The sequence below is a fragment of the Hyunsoonleella aestuarii genome, from assembly GCF_006148925.1.
In the GTDB taxonomy this organism is placed as follows: Bacteria; Bacteroidota; Bacteroidia; order Flavobacteriales; family Flavobacteriaceae; genus Algibacter_D; species Algibacter_D aestuarii.
This window is the reverse complement of sequence record NZ_VAWB01000001.1, coordinates 20,898-43,511: the sequence shown is the minus strand read 5'-3', so window position 1 is coordinate 43,511 and position 22,614 is coordinate 20,898. Positions and strand designations below refer to the sequence as shown.

19 protein-coding genes are annotated in these 22,614 nt (G+C 33.1%); 15 read left to right on the top strand and 4 right to left on the bottom strand.

Translation table 11 applies throughout. The annotated features are described in order from the left end of the window. Window positions 1-126 precede the first annotated feature (126 nt). From bshC to FEF17_RS00170, 9 genes are all read left to right on the top strand, one after another. The gene (bshC, locus tag FEF17_RS00210) at window positions 127-1,719 is read left to right on the top strand and encodes a bacillithiol biosynthesis cysteine-adding enzyme BshC (RefSeq protein ID WP_139000362.1); all 1,593 of its coding nucleotides are present in this window, start codon (window positions 127-129) and stop codon (window positions 1,717-1,719) included. Between the two features lie 6 nt (window positions 1,720-1,725). After that, window positions 1,726-3,114 carry a pyridoxal phosphate-dependent decarboxylase family protein gene (locus tag FEF17_RS00205; protein ID WP_139000361.1) on the top strand — a complete coding sequence of 463 codons (1,389 nt, stop codon included), beginning with the start codon at window positions 1,726-1,728 and terminating at the stop codon, window positions 3,112-3,114. Between the two features lie 43 nt (window positions 3,115-3,157). Then, window positions 3,158-4,693 (top strand): glutamine-hydrolyzing GMP synthase, encoded by a 1,536-nt coding sequence (gene guaA, locus FEF17_RS00200; protein WP_139000360.1) that lies wholly within the window; start codon window positions 3,158-3,160, stop codon window positions 4,691-4,693. 194 nt (window positions 4,694-4,887) lie between these two features. Beyond that, on the top strand, window positions 4,888-6,819 hold the full coding sequence (locus FEF17_RS00195; protein WP_139000359.1) for a PBP1 and LysM peptidoglycan-binding domain-containing protein: 1,932 nt from the start codon (window positions 4,888-4,890) through the stop codon (window positions 6,817-6,819). A gap of 38 nt (window positions 6,820-6,857) precedes the next feature. Beyond that, window positions 6,858-7,403 carry a DUF922 domain-containing protein gene (locus tag FEF17_RS00190; RefSeq protein WP_246046763.1) on the top strand — a complete coding sequence of 182 codons (546 nt, stop codon included), beginning with the start codon at window positions 6,858-6,860 and terminating at the stop codon, window positions 7,401-7,403. After that, window positions 7,403-7,630: a DUF3820 family protein gene (locus FEF17_RS00185; protein ID WP_139000357.1), complete on the top strand. Its 228-nt coding sequence runs from the start codon at window positions 7,403-7,405 to the stop codon at window positions 7,628-7,630. Before FEF17_RS00190 ends, FEF17_RS00185 begins: the two co-directional genes overlap by 1 nt. A 113-nt stretch (window positions 7,631-7,743) precedes the next feature. Continuing rightward, entirely contained in the window at window positions 7,744-9,384 is a 1,641-nt protein-coding gene (gene pyrG / locus FEF17_RS00180) for a CTP synthase (protein WP_139000356.1), read from the top strand. A 73-nt stretch (window positions 9,385-9,457) separates the two neighbouring features. Further along, a complete protein-coding gene (yidC, locus tag FEF17_RS00175) occupies window positions 9,458-11,356 on the top strand; it encodes a membrane protein insertase YidC (protein ID WP_139000355.1) in 1,899 nt (632 codons plus the stop codon). Window positions 11,357-11,728: 372 nt separating this feature from the next. Continuing rightward, on the top strand, window positions 11,729-12,463 hold the full coding sequence (locus tag FEF17_RS00170; RefSeq protein ID WP_139000354.1) for a toxin-antitoxin system YwqK family antitoxin: 735 nt from the start codon (window positions 11,729-11,731) through the stop codon (window positions 12,461-12,463). A gap of 66 nt (window positions 12,464-12,529) precedes the next feature. Here FEF17_RS00170 and FEF17_RS00165 read toward each other — a convergent pair whose 3' ends face one another. After that, on the bottom strand, window positions 12,530-13,915 hold the full coding sequence (locus FEF17_RS00165) for a fasciclin domain-containing protein (protein WP_139000353.1): 1,386 nt from the start codon (window positions 13,913-13,915) through the stop codon (window positions 12,530-12,532). 183 nt (window positions 13,916-14,098) lie between these two features. Between FEF17_RS00165 and mnmA the strand changes: the two genes are divergently transcribed. Both mnmA and FEF17_RS00155 read left to right on the top strand, forming a co-directional pair. After that, entirely contained in the window at window positions 14,099-15,286 is a 1,188-nt protein-coding gene (mnmA, locus tag FEF17_RS00160; RefSeq protein WP_139000352.1) for a tRNA 2-thiouridine(34) synthase MnmA, read from the top strand. 9 nt (window positions 15,287-15,295) lie between these two features. Next, window positions 15,296-16,237: an NAD(P)H-dependent flavin oxidoreductase gene (locus FEF17_RS00155; RefSeq protein WP_139000351.1), complete on the top strand. Its 942-nt coding sequence runs from the start codon at window positions 15,296-15,298 to the stop codon at window positions 16,235-16,237. Here the strand turns inward: FEF17_RS00155 and FEF17_RS00150 are convergent. Next, window positions 16,232-17,173, bottom strand: a complete 942-nt coding sequence (locus FEF17_RS00150) for a TolB-like translocation protein (protein WP_139000350.1) — start codon at window positions 17,171-17,173, stop codon at window positions 16,232-16,234. The genes FEF17_RS00155 and FEF17_RS00150 overlap by 6 nt on opposite strands. Window positions 17,174-17,532: 359 nt before the next feature. Between FEF17_RS00150 and FEF17_RS00145 the strand changes: the two genes are divergently transcribed. The 4 genes from FEF17_RS00145 to FEF17_RS00130 all read left to right on the top strand — a co-directional run bounded on the left by FEF17_RS00145 (window position 17,533) and on the right by FEF17_RS00130 (window position 20,769). Further along, window positions 17,533-18,924, top strand: coding sequence for an MATE family efflux transporter (locus tag FEF17_RS00145; RefSeq protein ID WP_139000349.1), 1,392 nt, complete (start codon window positions 17,533-17,535; stop codon window positions 18,922-18,924). Window positions 18,925-18,976: 52 nt separating this feature from the next. Next, window positions 18,977-19,204, top strand: coding sequence for a DUF8828 family protein (locus FEF17_RS00140; protein ID WP_139000348.1), 228 nt, complete (start codon window positions 18,977-18,979; stop codon window positions 19,202-19,204). Between the two features lie 176 nt (window positions 19,205-19,380). Further along, entirely contained in the window at window positions 19,381-19,797 is a 417-nt protein-coding gene (locus FEF17_RS00135; RefSeq protein WP_344736714.1) for a phosphatase PAP2 family protein, read from the top strand. Window positions 19,798-19,827: 30 nt separating this feature from the next. After that, the gene (locus FEF17_RS00130) at window positions 19,828-20,769 is read left to right on the top strand and encodes an NAD-dependent epimerase/dehydratase family protein (protein ID WP_139000346.1); all 942 of its coding nucleotides are present in this window, start codon (window positions 19,828-19,830) and stop codon (window positions 20,767-20,769) included. On the opposite strand, the gene meaB is transcribed toward FEF17_RS00130, so the two are convergent. Both meaB and FEF17_RS00120 read right to left on the bottom strand, forming a co-directional pair. Then, entirely contained in the window at window positions 20,764-21,834 is a 1,071-nt protein-coding gene (meaB, locus tag FEF17_RS00125) for a methylmalonyl Co-A mutase-associated GTPase MeaB (protein ID WP_139000345.1), read from the bottom strand. The genes FEF17_RS00130 and meaB overlap by 6 nt on opposite strands. A 52-nt stretch (window positions 21,835-21,886) precedes the next feature. Further along, window positions 21,887-22,441, bottom strand: a complete 555-nt coding sequence (locus FEF17_RS00120) for a DUF2911 domain-containing protein (protein WP_139000344.1) — start codon at window positions 22,439-22,441, stop codon at window positions 21,887-21,889. Window positions 22,442-22,614: the final 173 nt, after the last annotated feature.

Below are 22,614 nucleotides of genomic sequence, written 5' to 3'. Positions count from 1 at the left end.
TTTCCTAAAATACAAAAAAAGGATGAGATTTTTTAATTTTTAACGCTATTTAACGGTCAAGTCTTAACTAAATTTTTAGAAATTCAAATTTGAATAGCTGTATATTTACATGTTTTTTATAAAAATATGCAGAGAAAACACGTACCGTTTCATAAAACAGGTTATTTTTCGTCATTAATATGTGACTATCTCGATGAAAAAGATGAGTTAAAACCTTTTTATAATCGATTTCCTCATTTAAAAAACTTTGATGCTCAGATCAAAGAAAAAGAGACTTCTTTTAGTCTGGATTCTCGTAAAGTATTGACTGCTACTTTAAAGGTTCAATATCAGAAAATTGAAAGTTCAAGTTTAACAAAAGAAAATATTGAATTAATAAGTAGTGAAAAAACTTTTACTATAACAACCGGTCATCAACTTAATTTATTCACCGGACCGCTTTACTTTTTATATAAAATAGTTTCTGCAATAAATCTTTCGAAAGAATTAAAACTGGAGTATCCTGAGTACAATTTTGTGCCGGTTTATTGGATGGCTACTGAAGATCATGATTTTGAAGAAATAAATTTTTTCAATTTCAAAGGAAAAAAAGTACAATGGAATAGAAAATCTGGTGGAGCCGTGGGGGAACTAACCAACGAGGGATTAAATGATGTTTTTGAAGTTTTTGCAAATGAGTTGGGGGAAAGCCAAAGCGCTAAAGAGTTAAAGCAGTTGTTTAAAAATGCATATTTGAATCATGATAATTTAGCTGATGCGACACGTTATCTTGCCAATGAAATTTTCAAAGAATTTGGTCTTGTAATTATAGATGCAAATGATGTTAGTTTGAAGAAACTGTTTGTGCCCTTTATTGAAAAGGAGTTATTTAATCAAGCGTCTTTTAAAGCGGTTTCTAACACTAATAGTTCGTTACCAAATGATTACGGTATTCAAGTGAATCCCAGGGAAATAAACTTGTTTTATTTAACTAAAAATTTAAGAGAACGTATTGTTTTTGAAGATGATGTTTACAAAGTTTTAAACACCAATATCGTTTGGAGCAAGAGTGAGATAATAAAACACCTCGATGAGGTGCCAGAGCGTTTCTCACCTAATGTGATAATGCGTCCCTTGTACCAAGAGGTTATTTTACCTAATCTATGTTACATAGGTGGTGGTGGTGAATTAGCATATTGGTTTCAATTGAAGGAGTTATTTACTCAAGTAGAAATACCATTCCCAATGTTATTGCTGAGAAATTCGGTATTGATTAAAACAAAAAGTCAGGCAAAGAAACTAGAAAGATTAAATGTTTCTAATGAGGATTTATTTCTAAATAAACATGCATTCATAAATAAGAAAGTAAGAGAGATTTCTAATATTGACATTAATTTTTCCAAACAAAAGGATTATTTACGGCAGCAGTTTAAAAGCCTTTATAAGCTCGCAGAGGAAACAGATAAGACTTTTTTAGGCGCAGTGAAGGCACAAGAGGTTAAGCAATTAAAGGGACTTGATAAGTTAGAAAAACGCTTGTTAAAGGCACAAAAAAAGTCGCTTTCTGATCAAATATCTAGAATGACAGAACTTCAAAATCAATTGTTCCCTAACCAAAGTTTACAAGAACGAAATGCCAATTTTTCAGAATTCTATCTGGAGTATGGTGAGCAACTTATTCCTAAGCTTATTGAAAATTTAAAACCTTTAAAAGGAGAATTTTTAATATTAAACCTTTAACAGAACATGCACAAAATTGATATCGAATTGATTGAAATGACTATGGATATCATGAAATATGCTATAGATAGAATTTCTTCAACACAAAGTAAAATTGGAAAACCTAAAACAGAGGAAAAACTTAAAGAATTAGTTGGTGAAACCATTACTAAAAAAGGAATAGGTGGCGAGTATGCGTTTAATTTGTGGAAAAAATACTTGATGAAAGCCAACGTATCAATAGACCATCCAAGGCATTTGGCTTTTGTACCAGCATCACCAACGAGAGCGGCCATAATGTTTGATTTGGTTACTTCAGCTTCAAGTGTTCATGGTGCATATTGGATGGAAGGTGCAGGTGGTATTTTCTGTGAAAATGAAGCTATGAAATGGATTGTGTCACTAACAGGTTTGCCAAAAGGAGCCTTTGGTGTTTTTACAAGTGGTGGTACAGCGGCCAACCTCTCTGCAATGGTTACTGCTCGAGAGAATTGGAGAGAGAATGATGCTTTTAAAGGAGAAAAAGGATTGATAATAACCTCTATTGGAGCACATTCTTCAATAAAAGCCATGGCTAAAGTAATAGATGTCGATTTGTTATTGGTTGATTCGGAAGATAGATTAATTGGTGAAGAATTACAGAAAACATTAGATTCTCTAACAGAGCATCAGCGTAAACGACTTTTTTCTGTAGTTGCCACAGGTGGAACAACAAATGCAGGTATTATTGATGACTTAGAAGGCATTGCGGATATCTGTGAGAAAGAAAACCTTTGGTTTCATGTCGATGCTGCTTATGGTGGTGGTGCTCTATCTGCCGATTCTGTAAGACATTTATTCAACGGTATTGAAAAAGCCGATAGTGTTACCATCGACCCGCATAAATGGATGTTTTCTCCCTATGACTGCGGTGCTGTAATTTATAAACAACCTGAATTAGCTAAAAAGGCACATTCGCAGGAAGGCTCTTATTTAGATATTTTTAAAGATGAAGGTGCGCATGGTTTTAATCCAACCGATTATCAAATACAATTAACACGTCGTGTTAGAGGATTACCTTTGTGGTTTTCATTAGCGACACATGGAACCGATAGATATAAAGAGGCAGTTGAAAGAGGAATTGAATTAGCTCAAATTGCGGGTAAAATGATTGAAAAAAATCCTAATTTAGAATTGGTAAGAGAACCGAGTTTGTCTTGTGTACTTTATAGAAGGATAGGTTGGAAACCGGAAGACTATACAAATTGGACTTATGAAAACCATAAAAAAGGATTTGCCTTAGTAACTCCTACAAAATGGAAAAATAAAGATGAATATGAAACTGTTTCAAGATTCTGTTTTATTAATCCAGATACATCGGAAGAAGACATAAAGGCTATTTTAGATTCTATGATGGAAAAAAGAGTAAAAAAGTAGTTTTGGTAATGTGCCATTATAAAATCAATTATTACTTTTGCGCATGCAACATGACAAGGTATTAATTTTAGACTTCGGATCGCAATACACTCAACTTATTGCTCGTAGAGTCAGAGAGCTCAACATTTACTCCGAAATACATCCATTTAATAAAATTCCATCAAATTTAGACGAGTATAAAGCCGTTATACTTTCGGGAAGCCCCTTTTCTGTAAGAGGCGAGGAAGCTTTACATCCTGATTTAAGTGGGATTCGTGGTATAAAACCAATGTTGGCTGTGTGCTATGGTGCACAGTATTTGGCACATTTTTCTGGAGGTGAGGTTGCACCATCTAGTACGAGGGAATATGGTAGAGCTAACCTTTCTTTCATTAAAGGTAATGAACCATTTTTAGCTCATATTCACACAGGTAGTCAAGTTTGGATGAGTCATAGCGATACAATTAAACGCTTACCAGATAACGGAGTTTTAATTGCAAGCACGCATGATGTTGATAATGCAGCTTATAGAATAGATGGCGAAGAGACTTATGCTATTCAGTTTCATCCAGAAGTTTACCATTCTAAAGACGGAAAAAGATTGTTAGAAAATTTCTTAGTCGATATTGCAGGTTTAAAACAGGACTGGACACCAGATTCTTTTGTTGAAGAAACCGTAGAGGCTATAAAGGAAAAAGTAGGTGATGGAAAAGTGGTACTTGGGCTTTCAGGTGGTGTAGATTCCACCGTTGCAGCAGTATTGTTAAATAAAGCAATTGGAAAGAACCTGTACTGCATATTTGTAAACAACGGCTTGCTTCGTAAAAATGAGTTCCAAAACGTATTGAATCAGTACGAAGGTATGGGGCTTAATGTAAAAGGGGTTGATGCTTCAGATCGTTTTCTGGACGCATTAAAAGGTATTGAAGACCCAGAGAAAAAACGTAAAGCCATTGGTAATGCATTTATAGAAGTTTTTGATGATGAGGCGCATAAGCTAGAAGATGTTGACTGGTTAGCACAAGGGACTATATATCCCGATGTTATAGAGAGTGTTTCAGCAACTGGAGGGCCTTCGGCAACTATTAAAAGTCATCATAATGTTGGTGGTTTACCCGATTTTATGAAATTGAAAATAGTAGAGCCTTTGCGGGCTATATTTAAAGATGAGGTTAGACGTGTTGGGGCAACCTTAGGTATCGATCCAGAGTTGTTAGGGCGTCATCCATTCCCAGGACCGGGATTAGGTATTCGTATTTTAGGTGATATAACAGCCGAAAAAGTTAGAATATTACAAGAAGTAGATGCTATTTTTATAAATGGGCTGAAGACATGGGGGCTTTATGACAAAGTATGGCAAGCTGGCGCAATGCTCTTACCTGTTAATAGTGTAGGGGTAATGGGAGATGAACGAACTTATGAAAAATGTGTAGCACTTAGAGCTGTAGAAAGTACTGATGGTATGACAGCTGATTGGGTGAATTTACCTTATGAATTTCTTCAAAAAACATCTAATGATATAATAAATAAGGTTAAAGGCGTTAATAGAGTAGTTTATGATATTAGCTCAAAGCCACCAGCTACTATTGAGTGGGAATAGACATGTGTCTATTTAAAAATAAATAGTGTCTAATAATTAGAATGCTATTTTGGCATGTTATATGTAATAGTATTTTGGGTAACAGCAATTTTTTAATTTAAGTTTGGAAGATGCCGTCCTAAAAATGAAAAACAAACGTATATAATTTTAATTAGCTACGATTATTTATATTTATCATTAGTACAAAACAACACATGAATAAATTCATATTTGCCCTAACTCTAGTTCTAGCATTTAGTTTTACAACGGTTAAAGCTCAAAATTTCAGTACACATCAAGTCAAAAAAGGGGAGACCATAGAAGCTATAGCTAAACGCTATTATGTAACACCTTTCGACATATTTAGTTTAAACCCCGATGCTAAAAAAGGGTTAAAACCAAATACTGTTTTAATTATTCCAATTTCGAAGGCAGTTAAACCAAAGGTTACAACAACGAGAGAATTACAGGGGTTTAAAGAACATAAAACCAAACGTAAAGAGACGCTCTATAGTCTTACTAAAAAGTATCAAGTTACCGAAGAAGAAATAAAGAAATATAATACGTTTTTATATGCCAATACGTTGCGGAAAGGCGATAAGCTCCAAATACCAATATTTAAAAATATTACTGTCGTAGAAGAAGTAAAGCCAACGAATACTTATAAAGTAATGCCGAAGGAAGGGAAGTGGCGTGTGGCATACAAATTTGGTATCACGGTTAAGGAACTTGAAGCATTAAACCCAGAGATGGGAGATGTGTTAAAAGAAGGGCAAGAAATAAACGTTCCCAACATTAAAGAAGAATCGGTAAAAAATATTGATGACAAATATAGTTATTATAAAGTATTGCCAAAGGAAGGTTTTTACAGATTGAAGCTTAAGTTAGGTTTAGAACAGTCTGAATTAGAAGCTTTAAATCCAGAACTTAAAGATAGTGGTTTAAAAGATGGTATGATTCTTAAGATACCGTTTTCTAATAAATCTACACTAATAACTGTTGAAAGTGACAAAGTAAGTTTAATTGATAGTATTGCCGATTTTAATACAAAGCATATAGCGGTTATGTTGCCTTTTAGATTGAATCGTGTGAATAACGATTCGGTTTCAGGACAGATAAATAGTATCAAACATGACCCTTATTTAGATGCGTCACTTGATTTTCATTCTGGTGTTTTAATGGCTGTTGATTCTTTAAAGAAATTAGGAGTTTCATTAAAGGTAGATGTTTATGATACCAAATATCAAGTAAGTGAAGTATCCAAAATTATTAGAAGTAATAATTTCGAAAATGTTGATGCCGTTATTGGCCCATTAACACCAAATAACTTTAGTAAGGCTTCATCAGATCTTAGAAAGTACAATGTACCTATTATATCACCAATAGGGACAGATTTAGAGTTATATGACAATGTATTTCAGTCGCGACCTCAAGATGATTTGTTGAAGAAAAAAATTATTAATCATGTCAAATCAGATACATTACCAAATCATATCATCATTATTGCCGATTCTAAAAATATGGCTGTAGCGAATGAGTTAAAACAAGAATTCAACCATTCTAAAATAGTTTTTTCAAGAAAAAATAAGGAAGGTAAAGATGAAAACTATGTGCTTGTTGATGATATTAAGGATGCTCTAAAATCTGGAAATAATTTGGTGTTTTTAGAAACGAAAAATGAGGGTTTTGCTTCCAATGTGACAAGTATTTTGGCCTCATTAATACAGGAGGAAGATATTGAGCTAAAGGCGGAAGAGATTTCAATAGTATTAGCAACTACTAATTTTAATAAAGCTTTTGAAAGTGATCAAATTTCAAATGAACACCTTTCAAAATTAAAATTTCAATTTGCAAGTGGTTCTCGCACTTACAATGAAGATGAAAAAAGCATTTTTGTAAAAAACTATAAGAAAAAATACGCGGTAACGCCGAATAAACGTGCTGTAAAGGGTTTCGATTTAACAATGGATGTTGTTTTAAGGTTAGTATCATCTAAGGATTTATACCTCTCTGCAAACCAAGCGCCTTTAACCGAGTATTTGGAAAATAAATTTGCTTACAAAAAGAAACTTTTTGGTGGTTATTACAACGATGCTGTTTATTTGTTACAACACCAAGACTTAACAATTGTTGAGATTAAGCAATAAGAGAATTTACTAAACGTTTTAAATCAAAAACAATAATTTTGAGTAAACTTTTTATTTTCTTTTTTTTTCTCCTTTGTATTCAAGAAGAACCTGTAATTACTTGGAGTAAAGATACTAAGTTAGCTTGGGAAGATTTTAAAGCTAAACCGAAAACCGATTCAAGCGCTGTGGCTATAACGGCATCTGGAATAACATTTGGGTTTTCAATTAAAAGTACCGATAAGAATGAAGTCTTAAGTTTTAATACCGATGTGAATGCCTATTTTTATCCAGAACAGTCATGGTATAAACCTGAGCGTGCCACAAAAGATGTTCTAGGTCACGAACAACTCCACTTTAGTATTACAGAATTACATGCTCGTAAATTTAGAGCTCGAATAGAACAATTGAAAGTCTCAAATAGAATTAGAGTAGAGCTTAAAAAGCTTCAAAGCACAATAAATAGAGAGTTAGCTGAAATGCAAAACCGTTATGATTTTGAAACAGACTTTTCACGAAATAAAGAAAACCAAGAAAAGTGGCATAGGTTTGTGAATGCCGAATTAAACAAATATGATAATTACAAATCTATTGAGGCCAATTAGTGACACCAGATAAAGATTTTTTAATAAAATTGGCACATACAAAAATGCCATATGGTAAGTATAAAGACCGCTTTTTAATTGACTTACCAGAATATTATATTGTTTGGTATAATAGCAAGGGCTTTCCAAAAGGGAAACTAGGTGATATGCTCAAACAAGTTTATGAGTTAAAATTAAATGGATTGGAAGATTTAGTAAGAGGTATTAGGAAAAAATACCCTAAATAGATTAGTCATTTTAATTTATCATTTCTTGTTAATAACAAGCTTTCAAATAACTAAAAACAATACTTAAATAACTGTTTTAATTTTGTAAATTTGCCTGCGTTTATAAGCGCAACATGGCAAGTACTACAAAATATATTTTCGTAACAGGTGGGGTTACGTCGTCTCTAGGAAAAGGGATAATTGCTGCATCACTAGCAAAGTTATTGCAATCACAAGGTTATAGAGTTACTATTCAAAAGTTAGATCCATATATTAATGTGGATCCAGGAACTTTAAATCCATACGAGCATGGAGAGTGTTATGTAACAGAAGATGGTGCAGAAACCGATTTAGATTTAGGACATTACGAGCGCTTTTTAAATGTGCCTACAAGTCAGGCAAATAATGTTACTACGGGTCGTATTTACCAAAGTGTTATTCAAAAAGAACGTCGTGGTGAGTTTTTAGGAAAGACAGTTCAGGTTGTGCCGCATATTACTGATGAAATTAAACATCGTGTACAAATTTTAGGGAAGTCTGGAGATTACGATATTGTTATTACAGAAATAGGTGGAACTGTTGGTGATATTGAATCATTACCATATATAGAAGCCGTACGTCAATTGCGTTGGGATTTAGGAGAAAACAATGGTATTGTTATTCATTTAACTTTAGTACCTTATTTATCGGCAGCTGGAGAATTAAAAACGAAACCAACACAGCACAGTGTGAAAACGCTAATGGAAAGTGGAGTGCAGGCAGATGTTTTAGTTTGTAGAACCGAGCATCATTTATCAAGTGATTTACGTCGTAAATTGGCATTATTCTGTAATGTTAAAGAAAATGCGGTTATTCAATCTATTGATGCCTCAACAATATATGATGTCCCAAATTTAATGCTTGAAGAAGGACTGGATAAGGTTGTATTAGAAAAGTTAGCATTAAAAAGTAAGACGCCAGATATTACCAAATGGAATCAGTTTTTAAAACGTCATAAAAACCCTAAAACCGAAGTTACTATTGGGTTAATTGGAAAATATGTAGAATTACAAGATTCCTATAAATCCATTCTTGAAGCATTTATTCATGCTGGAGCAGAAAATGAAGTGAAGGTTATAGTAGAATCTATTCATTCAGAATATTTAAATAGTGATAATATTAAATTAAAATTAGGACATCTAGATGGTGTTTTAGTGGCTCCAGGTTTTGGAGAACGAGGTATTGAAGGAAAGATAGATGCTGTAAGATATGTTCGAGAAAACAATATTCCCTTCTTAGGAATTTGTTTAGGCATGCAAATGGCTGTTATAGAGTTTGCACGTAATGTCTTGGGTATTATTGATGCAGATTCTACAGAGATGAATCCCAAAACAGAGCATGCAGTTATTGATTTAATGGAAGAACAGAAAAATATCACCGATAAAGGAGGTACTATGCGTTTGGGAGCTTGGGCATGCAATTTAAAACTTGGTAGCAAAGTACGAGATATTTATAAAGACGAAAACATAAATGAGCGCCATAGACACCGTTATGAATTTAATGGTGAATACAAGGATCAAATTGAAAAGGCAGGTATGTTAGCTACTGGGTTAAATCCAGATACTGGTTTAGTTGAAATTGTTGAAATACCAAGTCATCCATGGTTTGTTGGAGTTCAGTATCACCCAGAATACAGAAGTACGGTGGCAGAACCACATCCACTATTTGTGGCATTTGTTAAAGCAGCTTTAAATAACAAGAATAAGAATAAAGGTGTCAGTATGGCACAAAATTAAATTTGGATAGCTTATTGATAAGCTATTGTCATTCCTAAGAAATTCGGAATCTTTTAATTTTCAGTTAAGATATATGGAAGAAAAAAAATTAGACATTAATTCGATAATAGGTTTCATACTTATTTTCGGTATTTTAATGTATATGCTTTGGCAAAATCAACCAACGCCAGAAGAGTTAGAAGCTCAAGAAAAAGCTAAACAAGAGCAAGTTGAAGCAGAGAAAAAAGTTGAAGAGCAAAAAGAAACCATAGTTACTACGGCTGATGATTTTGCAATTGATGCGGGAACCGATTCCCTGGGGCTTTCTAAATTACAATCTAAACATGGAGATTTTGCTTATGCTTTTAGTGTTTTAAAAGATACCGATAAAGAAACAATTGTAGAAACCGATTTACTTGCCTTGAAGTTTAGTAATAAGGGAGGTTACCTTTCTGAAGTGAGACTAAAAAAGTTTGTGGATTATGACTCTGTTCCAATTTATTTAATTAAAGATAATAACGCATCTTTCAATATTAATTTTGGAACTACCGATAGCCGAATTCGCAATACTAAGGACTTACCATTCCAGCCAAATGTTACAAAGAATGGAGACAATACTATAGTTTCTATGAAACTAAAAGTATCTGAGTCTAAGTTTCTTGAATACCGTTACGAGTTAAAAAAAGACGATTACATGATTGACTTTGCAGTTCGATCGCAAGGTTTAAGTAATGTGATTAATAGTTCTAATGCCATTAATCTAGATTGGGATTTAAAAGGTTATCGCCACGCAAAAAGTATTTCATACGAAAATAGATATACCGATATTCATTACGAATATGAGGGAGGAAAGGATGACTATACAGGTATAAGTGATTCTGAGGAAGATATTGAAGATGTTACTTGGATTGGATATAAGCAACATTTTTTTACATCTGTTTTATTAACAGACAAGGCATTTAAAACAGCACGTATAAGCTCTACCAATTTAGTTGAAGATGAAACTATCGATACTGTTTACACCAAAAATTTTGCTGCTAAAATTCCGCTAGAATTGCAGGGAGGTGAGTTAAATGAATCAATGGATTGGTACTATGGACCAAGTGATTTTAAAGTTTTAAACAGCTATAACAGGAATTTAGATGAAATTGTTCCTTTTGGTTGGGGTATTTTTGGGTGGATAAACCGCTATGTGTTTATGCCATTATTTAGTTTTTTAGGTGGTTTTATGCCTTATGGAATTGCTATTGTAGTTATGACAATTTTAGTGAAGATTTTATTGTCTTTTGTGCAATACAAACAGTTCTTGTCTCAGGCAAAGATGAAAATTCTAAAGCCAGAATTAGACGCTATTCGTGAGAAGTACAAGGATAACAAAATGAAGGCACAACAAGAAACTATGGCATTGCAAACCAAGGCAGGAGCTAGTCCTTTAGCGGGTTGTTTGCCTGCCTTAATCCAGCTGCCAGTTTTTTATGCTTTATTTCAGTTTTTTCCATCGGCATTCGATTTAAGACAGAAATCCTTTTTATGGGTAGACGATTTATCATCATATGATACCATAGCAAATTTACCGTTCAACATACCATTTTATGGAAATCACGTGAGTTTGTTTCCAATATTAGCTTCTATAGCTATATTCTTTTACATGCGATTAACTACTGGGCAACAAATGAACACACAGCCTCAACAAGAAGGTATGCCAGATATGGCTAAAATGATGAAATACATGATGTATTTCTCGCCAATAATGATGCTGTTTTTCTTTAATAATTACGCATCTGGATTGAGTTTATATTACTTCATTTCAAACGTGATTAGTATTGGGATAATTTTAGTAATTAAGAATTATATTCTTGATGAAGATAAGATTCATGCTCAAATACAAGAAAATAAAAAGAAGCCTAAAAAAGAAAATCGTTTTCAAGCAAAGATGAAGAAAATGATGGAAGAGGCAGAAAAACAAAAACAAGCACAACAAAAACGCAAGTAATTAAATGCGCTTATTACTGTCCGTAAATGGATAAGTATATTTAAAAATTAAAGCTGCCAAAATTTATTTTGGCAGCTTTTTTGTTATACAATTTGAAACTAATATAAACGTTTCAAATAGTATTAACGAGAGTTCGACATAAAAGCAATTCAATTTTGAGCATAAAAGCTAATAATATTAATATTTGTCACCTTGAGCGCAGTCGAAAGGTCTTGAAAATCGATAAATTAATAGGTTTCGACTACGCTCAACCTGACATCAAAAGATAATTTATTGATTTTTAGTTGATTATTTTTATCGTTATATCGAACCCTTGTTAGTATTGGTTTTATAAGATTTAGAAAAGTCAAGGTTATTTTAAAATATATTAAAATGAAATTTATTCACTTAGTTGTATACGCGTTTTTAGGAACTTTTATTCATGCACAAGATATTAATCAGTTTGATACAAATGGTAAACGACATGGTATATGGAAGAAGAATTTTGAAGGAACAAATCTACCTCGGTACGAAGGCGAATTTGATCATGGAAAAGAAATAGGTCTTTTTAAATTTTATAAGATTGAAGGAAGTAAAAGTGTTTTAGCTGCGACAAAGCAGTTTAACAATAACAATTCTGTGACCGTTAAATTTTTTGACTCTGATGGAAGATTAATAAGTGAAGGTTCTATGCGGGGTAAATTGTATTTAGGAACCTGGAATTATTATCAAGGTAAAGACAAAAAGCTATTGATTCAAGAGCACTATGATGATAATGGGAATTTGCATGGAGAGCGATTGGTTTATTATAAAAGCGGAAAGATTGCAGAAAAGCAGAACTACTCTCATGGAAAGTTAGATGGCCTTTCTATCTGGTATACCGAGAATGAATCTATTCTAAAAGAGTTCAATTATTCAAATGACGAACTACACGGGATCTCTAAATATTACAATCCAAAGGGGGAATTAATAACTGAGGGAAATTATAAAAATGGAAAGAAAGATGGGGTTTGGAAATTTTATGAAAATGGTAAACTAGCAGATAAAAAAGACTTAACTTATGTGCCAAAGTATATAAAAAAAGAAGACAAGTATATTAAGAATCCACAAAAAAAGCCCCTCAACTAAGTTGAGGAGCCTCTTTTTCATAGACAATTTTAATATTGTCTACAATCAACAAACCAAACTAAATTATTAACTAGTTGGAAGTAATACTTTATCAATTACATGTATAACACCATTAGTTGCATGAACATCAAGTAAGCTAGGCACTAAATTTGCCGGTGGAGTATTTCCTCCTCCATCTAGTATAGTTAAACCGGATATAGTAACATCTGTTCCATTTAACATTGGTACAAGACCATCAGCCACATCACTAGAGAATACATATACACTTGGTTCTACTACGTGGTGTGTTAAAATAGGAATTAAATCAGCAGGAGCTGCGGCATCAATAAATGCTTGATTTACTCCAGCGGCAAGGAAAGCGGCATCTGTAGGTGCAAATACTGTAAACGGTCCATCTCCCTGTAAAGTGCCAATTAATCCTGCTTTTGTTAATGCAGCTGCAAGTAATGTAAACTCTGGTGTACTAGCTCCTGCAAATTCACTAACAATATCAACTATATCTTGAGTTGGTGGAACTAAAGTTCTGTTAATTACATGAACAACACCGTTTGATCCAGGGATGTTTGTTGCAGTCACAGTCGTTGAACCGTTTATTGAAACATCACCTCCATTATTTGTTACGTAAATATTTCCTCCTAATGTAGGAACTTCTGTTGCAGCAATACCTGAAGTAGGTAACATATCTTTCATTATGGTACCATCTATTACATGATATGCAAGAATGGCATCGGCGCCATTAACATCCGTAATTCCAGCAGCTGTAAAGGCGTCGTTTGTTGGAGCAAACAACGTTAAACCATTATCATTTGGTCCATTGCTTAATAAAAGATCTAATATACCTGGGTCAGCTGCTTGTACCGCTGCTATTAACGTGGTAAATTCTCTATTAAAATAAGCTGGAGCTACAATTGTTCCTACAATTGGTAAAATCGAAGGAGGTACCATTACGTTATTAATAACATGTACTATACCATTTGATCCTAATACATCTGGTAAAATAACTTGAGCTCCCTGGGCAGAAACACCATTGCTATCGGACACTAAAGCAGCAGATTCTCCATTGGCCATGGTAATTGAACCAGTTGTTACAGCACTAGCTTCAACAGCAGCATCGACAAAAACATGATATTGTAACACGTTTTTCAACACAGCTTCTGGAAGATCATCAATATCACCTTGCCCAACTACATCTAATAATGCATCAAAGGCATCATTAGTTGGAGCAAAAACAGTAAAAGTACCATCATTACTTAATAATTCTACCAAATCTGGAAATTTTTCTAAAGCTCTAACTAAATCTGATAATTCTGGTGTTGATTGCGCCAGCTCTACAATATTATTTGTTGGTTCTGGAATCATAATTGTGTTATCGTCATCATCACTACATGAAACGATGAATATTAATCCTGCCAAAAGGAAAAATAATTTGGTAATCTTTGTGAAATTTTTCATACTAATATTTTTTTAGTTTTATTTTGTTTAACAAAAGTAGTAAAAAATTAAACAATAATCCAAATTTTGTTCAATAAAAATCAAAAAATATTAAACAAAAATAGTTTTCGTCGATATTCTACCTAAATAAATTCACTTTTAAAACGAGCATTTATATGTATCTTTGCAGACTAATTATTTGTAATGAAACGAGTTATTATTGGACTTTCTGGAGGTGTCGATTCTAGCGTTGCTGCTTATTTATTAAAGAAGCAAGGTTTTGAGGTTATTGGGCTATTTATGAAAAACTGGCATGATGATTCGGTGACTATATCGAATGAATGTCCATGGTTAGATGATAGTAATGATGCCATGCTCGTTGCGGAAAAATTAGGAATTCCTTTCCAAACGGTAGATTTAAGCGAACAATATAAAGAACGCATTGTTGATTACATGTTTAATGAATATGAGAAAGGAAGAACACCTAATCCAGATATTTTGTGTAATCGCGAGATAAAGTTTGATGTGTTTATGAAAATTGCAATGGAGTTGGGAGCAGACTATGTTGCTACTGGACACTATTGTAGAAAAGGTACCATTATAAAGGACGGAAAAGAAGTCTATCAATTATTATCGGGATTGGATAATAACAAAGATCAGTCTTACTTTTTATGTCAGTTATCTCAAGAACAGTTATCAAAATCACTATTTCCTATAGGAGAGTTAACTAAGCCAGAAGTGCGTAAAATAGCAACAGAACTTGATTTAGTCACCGCTGAAAAAAAAGACTCTCAAGGGCTTTGTTTTATTGGGAAAGTAAAATTACCAGATTTCCTTCAGCAGCAACTAAAGCCTAAAGAAGGTGTTATTGTTGAGGTTTCAAAAGATGAATCCATTTTTAACGAGCAAATTCTTAAATTCGATTCTGAAGAGGAAAAGCTAAGATATTTGTCTAGAAAAATTGATTATAATGTCGACCATGGAAGGGTAGTTGGAAAACACCAAGGGGCGCATTATTTTACAAAAGGTCAACGTAAGGGATTAGCAGTAGGAGGTACAGCAGAACCTTTATTTGTAATAGATACAGATGTTTATCATAATGTTATTTATACAGGTCAAGGAAAAGATCACCCTGGGTTATTAAAAAAGGCTTTGTTTGTCACTAATGATGAATTACATTGGATTCGTGAGGATTTGGCCTTATCCACGGATGAAAGAATGGAAGTAAAAGCTAGAATACGCTATAGACAACCATTAGAAAATGCTACGATTTATAAAGTTGAATCTGGTTTATATGTGAAGTTCGACAATTTTCAGTCAGCTATTACAGAAGGACAATTTGTTGCATGGTATATTGACGATGAACTTGTGGGTTCTGGCGTTATTTCTTAATTTGGTTTTATGACCAATAGAATCACTAAACTTTTCAATATTAAATATCCTATTATTCAAGCTGGTATGGTTTGGAATAGTGGTTGGCGATTGGCTTCGGCTGCTAGTAACTCTGGTATTTTGGGTTTAATTGGAGCCGGTTCAATGTATCCCGAAGTACTGCGTGAGCATATCCAAAAATGTAAAAAAGCAACTAATAGACCTTTTGGAGTTAACGTTCCTATGTTGTATCCAAATATTAATGATATTATGGATATAATAGTAGAAGAAGAGGTGAAAATTGTTTTTACCTCTGCCGGTAATCCAAAGACTTGGACAACATGGTTAAAAGAAAAAGGTATAACGGTTGTTCATGTAGTAAGTAGTTTAAAGTTTGCTTTAAAAGCGCAAGAAGCTGGGGTTGATGCTATAGTAGCTGAAGGTTTTGAAGCTGGAGGCCATAACGGAAGGGATGAAACTACTACATTAACACTTGTTCCAATCGTTAAAGAACAAATTAGTATTCCTTTAATTGCGGCGGGAGGTATTGCCACAGGAAGAGCCATGCTGGCTACCATGGTTTTAGGTGCAGATGGTGTTCAAATTGGTAGTAGGTTTGTGGCAAGTAAAGAAAGCTCTGCACATGAAGCATTTAAAAATGCAGTTGTAAATGCTAAGGAAGGTGATACGCAACTAACTTTAAAAGAGCTTGCTCCAGTAAGGCTATTGAAGAATGATTTTTTCAGGCAAGTTCAAGAGCTTTACAAAAAGTCCCCGACTATTGAAGATTTAAAAAATCTGCTGGGAAGAGCACGTGCTAAAAAAGGTATGTTTGAGGGTGATTTATATGAAGGAGAACTAGAGATTGGACAAATTTCTGGACTCATTCATGATATTAAGTCAGTTTCAAAAATTGTGGAAGATATAGTAACCGAATATGAACTAGCCAAGAAAAACCTGAGTAAGCTATAATTTTCCGGTAGTAGTTTTATCAAGTTTTATCTTATATAATCTGCTTAAACCGTTATCATATTTATTAAATTCATTAAGCAAAGTTTCTATAGTTAAGGGATTTTTAAATACGGTTTTTGAGTTGTCCTGTTTACTCGTATAATACAATGTATTCGTTTTAAAGTCAACAAAAGGACAATAATCCATTTTGGTTGAATTTATTTTGTTGCCTAAGTTTTTTGCTTCTGTCCACCCATCTTTAGTATTAAAGCTAATGTATAAATCGCCACTACCCAGACCATCTTTTCGATTATAACAACCATAGATTAAGAACGATTCGTCAGGTGAAATAAAGGCGTTATATTCATATCCATCAGAATTTATGATATTAGGTAATGCTTTGGGTTCGGTTAAAATTCCATTTATATACTTACTCAAATAAATATCATCCTTCCGTTTTAATTTGGGATTATCTCTAGTAAAATAAAAATTTCCATTTTTGGCAATAGATGGATAAAATTCACCATGTTCAGTGTTTATTGGATTACCCATGTTCTTAGCCTCCGACCAATTACTACTAATTGTTTGTCTTTCCACATACCAAATATCAAAATCTTTAGCTTTATTAATTGAGCCGTCAAGAGGACGTGTTGAGACAAAATATAGCTTTAGCCCATCATGAGAAAAGAAAGGTTCTAAATCGAAAAACTTTCCAGAGAATGAAGCAACTTTTGGGTTCTTAAAACCATCGTGGTCTTTTTTAACATGTATAATGGTTGAAATCGTACCCATGATGTTTTGAGCGGTAAACATAATTTCATCACCATTAGGAGAAATGGTAATATCTCTAACGTTTGGAAACTTTTTAACTATTTCAGGAATAAAAGGGGATACTTCGTTTTGAGATTCAATAGAATAACTATTAACGAGCATCAAAAAAATTAATATATAGCGCATTATAGATTGAATTTAAGAACAATATAATAAAGCTTTAGATGTTTTTATGTGAATAGAATGTTAATCTATGGAACTAAAAAAGGGGAAAATTAATTTTCCCCTTTTTAATATTGAAACTTATGAGCTGTAGTATATTTTTAATCCCTATAAAATAAAAGCCAAATGTTTCTATATATTTTAGTACCTATTTAATTCAAATCCTAAAAGGACCTCAGGAATTTCAAAAGTAATAAAAATAAGAGCTTGATTTTATGAGGTTTATAAAGATTTATTAACAATTGTTAATTTGTTAATCTCATTATTAATTAAAATTATTAGGAAGTATTAATTAGTCTAAACCTAAAGACTACTTTTGTGGCATGCAGTTATCGATTTATACTAAGGAATTTAAATACAATTGGAAGTTAGCCGCGCCTGTAATGCTAGGTATGTTGGGGCATACTTTTGTGAGTTTCGTCGATAATATTATGGTTGGACAGTTAGGAACTGCAGAATTGGCTGCTGTCTCTCTGGGTAATAGTTTTATGTTCATTGCTATGTCTTTAGGAATAGGATTCTCTACAGCTATTACACCATTAATTGCAGAAGCAGATTCTGAACAAAATTTCATAAAAGGAAAATCTTCTTTTAAACATGGGTTATTTCTCTGTACGTTATTAGGTGTTTTACTGTTCTTGTTGGTCTTTTTTGCAAAACCGTTAATGTATTTTATGAAACAACCAGAAGAGGTTGTTTTACTTGCTATTCCATATTTAGACTTAGTAGCTTTTTCATTAATTCCTCTAATTATTTTTCAAGGCTTTAAGCAATTTAGTGATGGTTTGTCAATGACTAAACATCCTATGTATGCTACTATATTAGCAAACATCGTAAACATTGTTTTAAACTATGTTTTAATTTTTGGAAAATTTGGTTTTCCTCAACTGGGAATCGTAGGTGCTGCATATGGGACTTTAATATCGCGCTTTATCATGGTGGGCTACCTCTGGTATTTGCTTAAGAATAAAGAGAAGTCGAAAGGATTTGTGACTAATATTAAGTTCTTTGTTTTAGATAAGTTAATGCTAAAAAAGATAATTAATCTTGGAGCACCTAGTGCTATGCAAATGTTTTTTGAAGTGGCCATTTTTACGGCTGCCATTTGGTTAAGTGGTCTTTTGGGTAAAAATCCACAGGCTGCAAATCAAATAGCTTTAAACTTATCTTCCATGACATTTATGGTTGCAATGGGTCTTAGTGTAGCTTCAATGATTAGAGTAGGTAACCAGAAAGGTTTACAAAAGATTTTTGAGTTGAGAAGAATTGCTTTTTCCTTATTTCTAATGGGCATTTTGTTTGCCTGTGTGTTTGCCTTAACCTTCTTATTATTACACAATGTTTTGCCAAAAATATATGTAGATTTTGACGATGTAGAAAATTTTATAGATAACAAAGAAGTTGTTCAAATTGCTTCAAATTTATTATTAGCAGCCGCTATTTTTCAGATAAGTGATAGTATTCAGGTCATAGTATTAGGTGCTTTAAGAGGTTTACAAGATGTTAAAATACCAACTATTATTACATTTATTTCATACTGGCTTATAGGTTTTCCTGTAAGCTGGTTTTTAGGAAAGGAAGATGCCTATGGTAGCTTCGGTATTTGGTTAGGGCTTTTGGCAGGTTTATCTACAGCTGCTATTTTATTGTATATTCGTTTCAATTATTTAACTAATAAATTAATTAAAACAAAAGCACTCGTTACAAGTAGCTAGATTTCTTATAAATTTGTTACTTATCTGAGTATAAAAATAACAACAAAACTAAATGACACTTCCAAAATTTATATTAGGTGATAATACAGAGTACCCTGACGCTATTTTTGTTATACATACCGAATTTCCGCGATTTATAATCAATCTCGAAAATGATGAAGTTGAATGGTTTGAAGATTTTGATATAGAAGATCAGAAAGAATTAGAAAACGAAACTCAAAATGCTATAAAATTGGCAACTGAGTTTTATGATGCCGAAATTTCTAAATACGAAGATTAATTATTTTTTAAGGTAATATGCTCGATCAAATTTTACATTTAGATACAGAATTGTTTCTTTACTTAAATAATCTAGGGTCTTCAACATGGGATAAATTATGGCTAATAATTACAAACAAATTAACTTTTATACCTTTTTATGGGGTATTACTGTATTTGCTTTATAAAAAATATGGCATGAAATCATTATTAATCTTTGTAGTTGTTATTGCATTGATGATTACGTTCACAGACCAGATAACTAATGCTTTTAAGCTTGGATTTAAACGCCCAAGACCATGCGGGGCAGAAGGTGTGATGGATCAAATGCGCTTTATAGCTGTTCGATGTGGTCGTTATGGTTTTTTCTCTGGACATTCATCAAACTCCATGGCAGTTGCAGTTTTTGCAGGATTGTTGTTGCGTCCATATTTTAGAAATCTAATTTTTTTCTTATTATTTTGGAGTTCTACGGTTGCTTATAGCAGAATTTATGTAGGCGTACATTACCCTTTGGATATTGTATGCGGCCTAGCTTTCGGAGCTATTTCTGGATTTATATTTTTTAAAATATCTCGATATCTTTTAAGCAAGTATACTTCTCAATATTACTAAACCCCAAAAAATGTTAACCCCATTCTTTAAATGAAAATATTAATAACAGGAGCCGCTGGCTTTATTGGATCTCATACGGCAGAGCGATTTAAAAGCTTAGGATATACCGTTATTGGAATAGATAACTTTTCTTCTCATTATGATATTGGGTTAAAACGATTAAATGAAAGAACGCTAAATTTGAAAGGCATTTCAATAATTAATAAGGATTTAAATGATTCTAATTTAGCTGATGCTTTGCCAGATGATATAAATTATATTTTTCATTTCGCGGCACAACCTGGCATTTCTTCAACCAATAGATTCAAAGATTATTTCGTTAATAATATTTTGGCTACCAAAAACTTGTTGGATTATGCTTTAGGTCTTAAAGATCTCAAGTTATTTATTAATATAGGGACGTCTTCGGTCTATGGTTTAGAAGCTACCTTTTCCGAGGATCAAGCTCCGAAACCAGCATCTTACTATGGTGTAACTAAACTAACTGCAGAGCAATTGGTCTTACAAAAAAGTAGAGAAGATCTTTTAAATTCATGTTCACTGCGTTTGTATTCGGTAATTGGACCCAGAGAGCGTCCTGAAAAAATGTTTACAAAGCTCATTTCAGCTGGAGTAAATAATGAAGCATTTCCACTATTTGAAGGTAGTGATAAACATTTAAGAAGTTTCACCTATGTTGACGATATTGTTGACGGTATTGTTAGTGTTGTTGGTAATGAGCATGTTTTAGATGGTGAAATTGTAAACATTGGTACAGAAAAAGAATATACTACCAAACAAGGTATTGAGGCTGTTGAAAAGGTTTTAGGAAAAAAGATTACTTTAAATATTATTCCCAAACGTCCAGGGGATCAATTGCGCACGTGCGCTAATATTAATAAAGCGCGAAGATTATTAAATTACAACCCTACAACAAGTTTGTTAGAAGCCGTTCAAAGTCAATTAAACTGGTATAAAGAAAACTTTTTATAGATTGAGTAAATAATCTGCCGCAGCAAAAGGTGTGGTTTCATTTCTTTCAATAAGTTCCAGTTGTTGTTTTAAAGCTTTTTTTATTTCAGTTTTGTTAAAAAAATTAGATTTCAACTGTGCTTCAATAGTTTGTATCAACCAATATTTATTTTGCTCTTGTCTTTTAATATCAAAAAATCCATTGGTTTTAGTCATTTCTATATATTCCTGAATAACATTCCAGATAGTATCAATTCCTTCATTATTTAGGGCGCTGCATAAGGTTACTGTTGGTTGCCAATGCGATGATTTTTCAGGATATAGATGTAGCGCTCTATTAAATTCTACTTTGGCTAATTTTGCCGGTTTTAAGTTATCGCCATCTGCTTTATTAATTGCTATGGCATCGGCCATTTCAATAATCCCACGTTTAATGCCTTGTAGTTCATCTCCAGCTCCAGCCAGTTTTAAAAGTAAAAAGAAATCTACCATACTATGAACCGTTGTTTCACTCTGTCCAACACCAACGGTTTCGATAATAATAATATCAAAACCTGCGGCTTCACACAAAATAATGGTCTCTCTTGTTTTTCGAGCTACACCTCCCAAAGCTTCTCCCGAGGCAGATGGCCTAATAAAAGCATTTTTATCTTTTACTAAAGCCTCCATTCTAGTTTTATCACCTAAAATACTACCTTTAGTAATGGAGCTACTGGGATCAATAGCTAAAACGGCAACACGTTTGCCTATTGCTGTTAAATGAGAGCCAAAGGCTTCAATAAAAGTACTCTTCCCGACTCCTGGCACTCCAGTTATACCAATTCTAATAGATTTGTTGGCATGAGGAAGGCAACTCTTAATAATAGTTTTAGCATCTTTAGCATGTTTGGGGTTTTTACTTTCAACCAAAGTAATTGCCCTGCTTAATGCTGTAATATCTTTATTTAATATGGAAGCAACCAGAGCATCATTCTGTATTTTTTTTTGACGTTTTTCCTGTATTGAGTTAACCAAAGGGGTATTGGTTATTTCAGGTTCTGAAACTCCTTTATTCTCATTTAAAGCCGATGTGTTTTGCTTTGCCACGAATTTGCTAATGTTTGTCTAAGTTACAATTTTATTTCACTAGCTTAATATATTACTTTAGGGGTACTTCAATTTTTACATCGTCCCAAGCCATTGTTAGAACGAGATTATCGGTGGAATTATCGAAAGCAATTGTAAATTGCTCCACAATACCATTAATTTTATGCACAGGAACAGTAATATTTATGGCATCAAAAGCAGGTTCGCGCATAGGTTCTAATGTTTCATTGTTAACACCCCATTCATATTGTTTTTTGTTAAAAATAACATGCCATACTGTATCATTAGGAATTGTCCAAAGCGTGTATTTACCTGCTTGAAGTGAATCATTACCAATTTTTAAAGCTTTGTTTGTTTCGAATGTCGTGGCTTCATTTGCTCCCGTGCGCCAAACCTTGTCGTAAGGCACCAGAGCACCAAAAATCTGACGGTTTCGTTTTGAAGGTCGATTGTAGAAAACCTCTAGTTTTAAATCATCAACTTTAAAGCTCACAGTCTTTTTAGGACTCTTAGGTTTTTGAAGACCATCATTAAAATAGGAGTAAGTAAAAACACCAATTGCAACAAAAAATAATAAGACTATAATACGTTTTAAGAAGGTGTTCATACAATCAAAATTTTATAAGTATAAATATAATTTAAATACAATCAATTAATAAAATGCAAACGTATATTTATTTAGTTTTGTTATAGATAGAAAAAAAAGACTCCTTTTTGCAACACTCTGTTTTTTTTGTCGTCTTTAAAACGAACTAACTTAAACCAAAAGTAATTATTCGC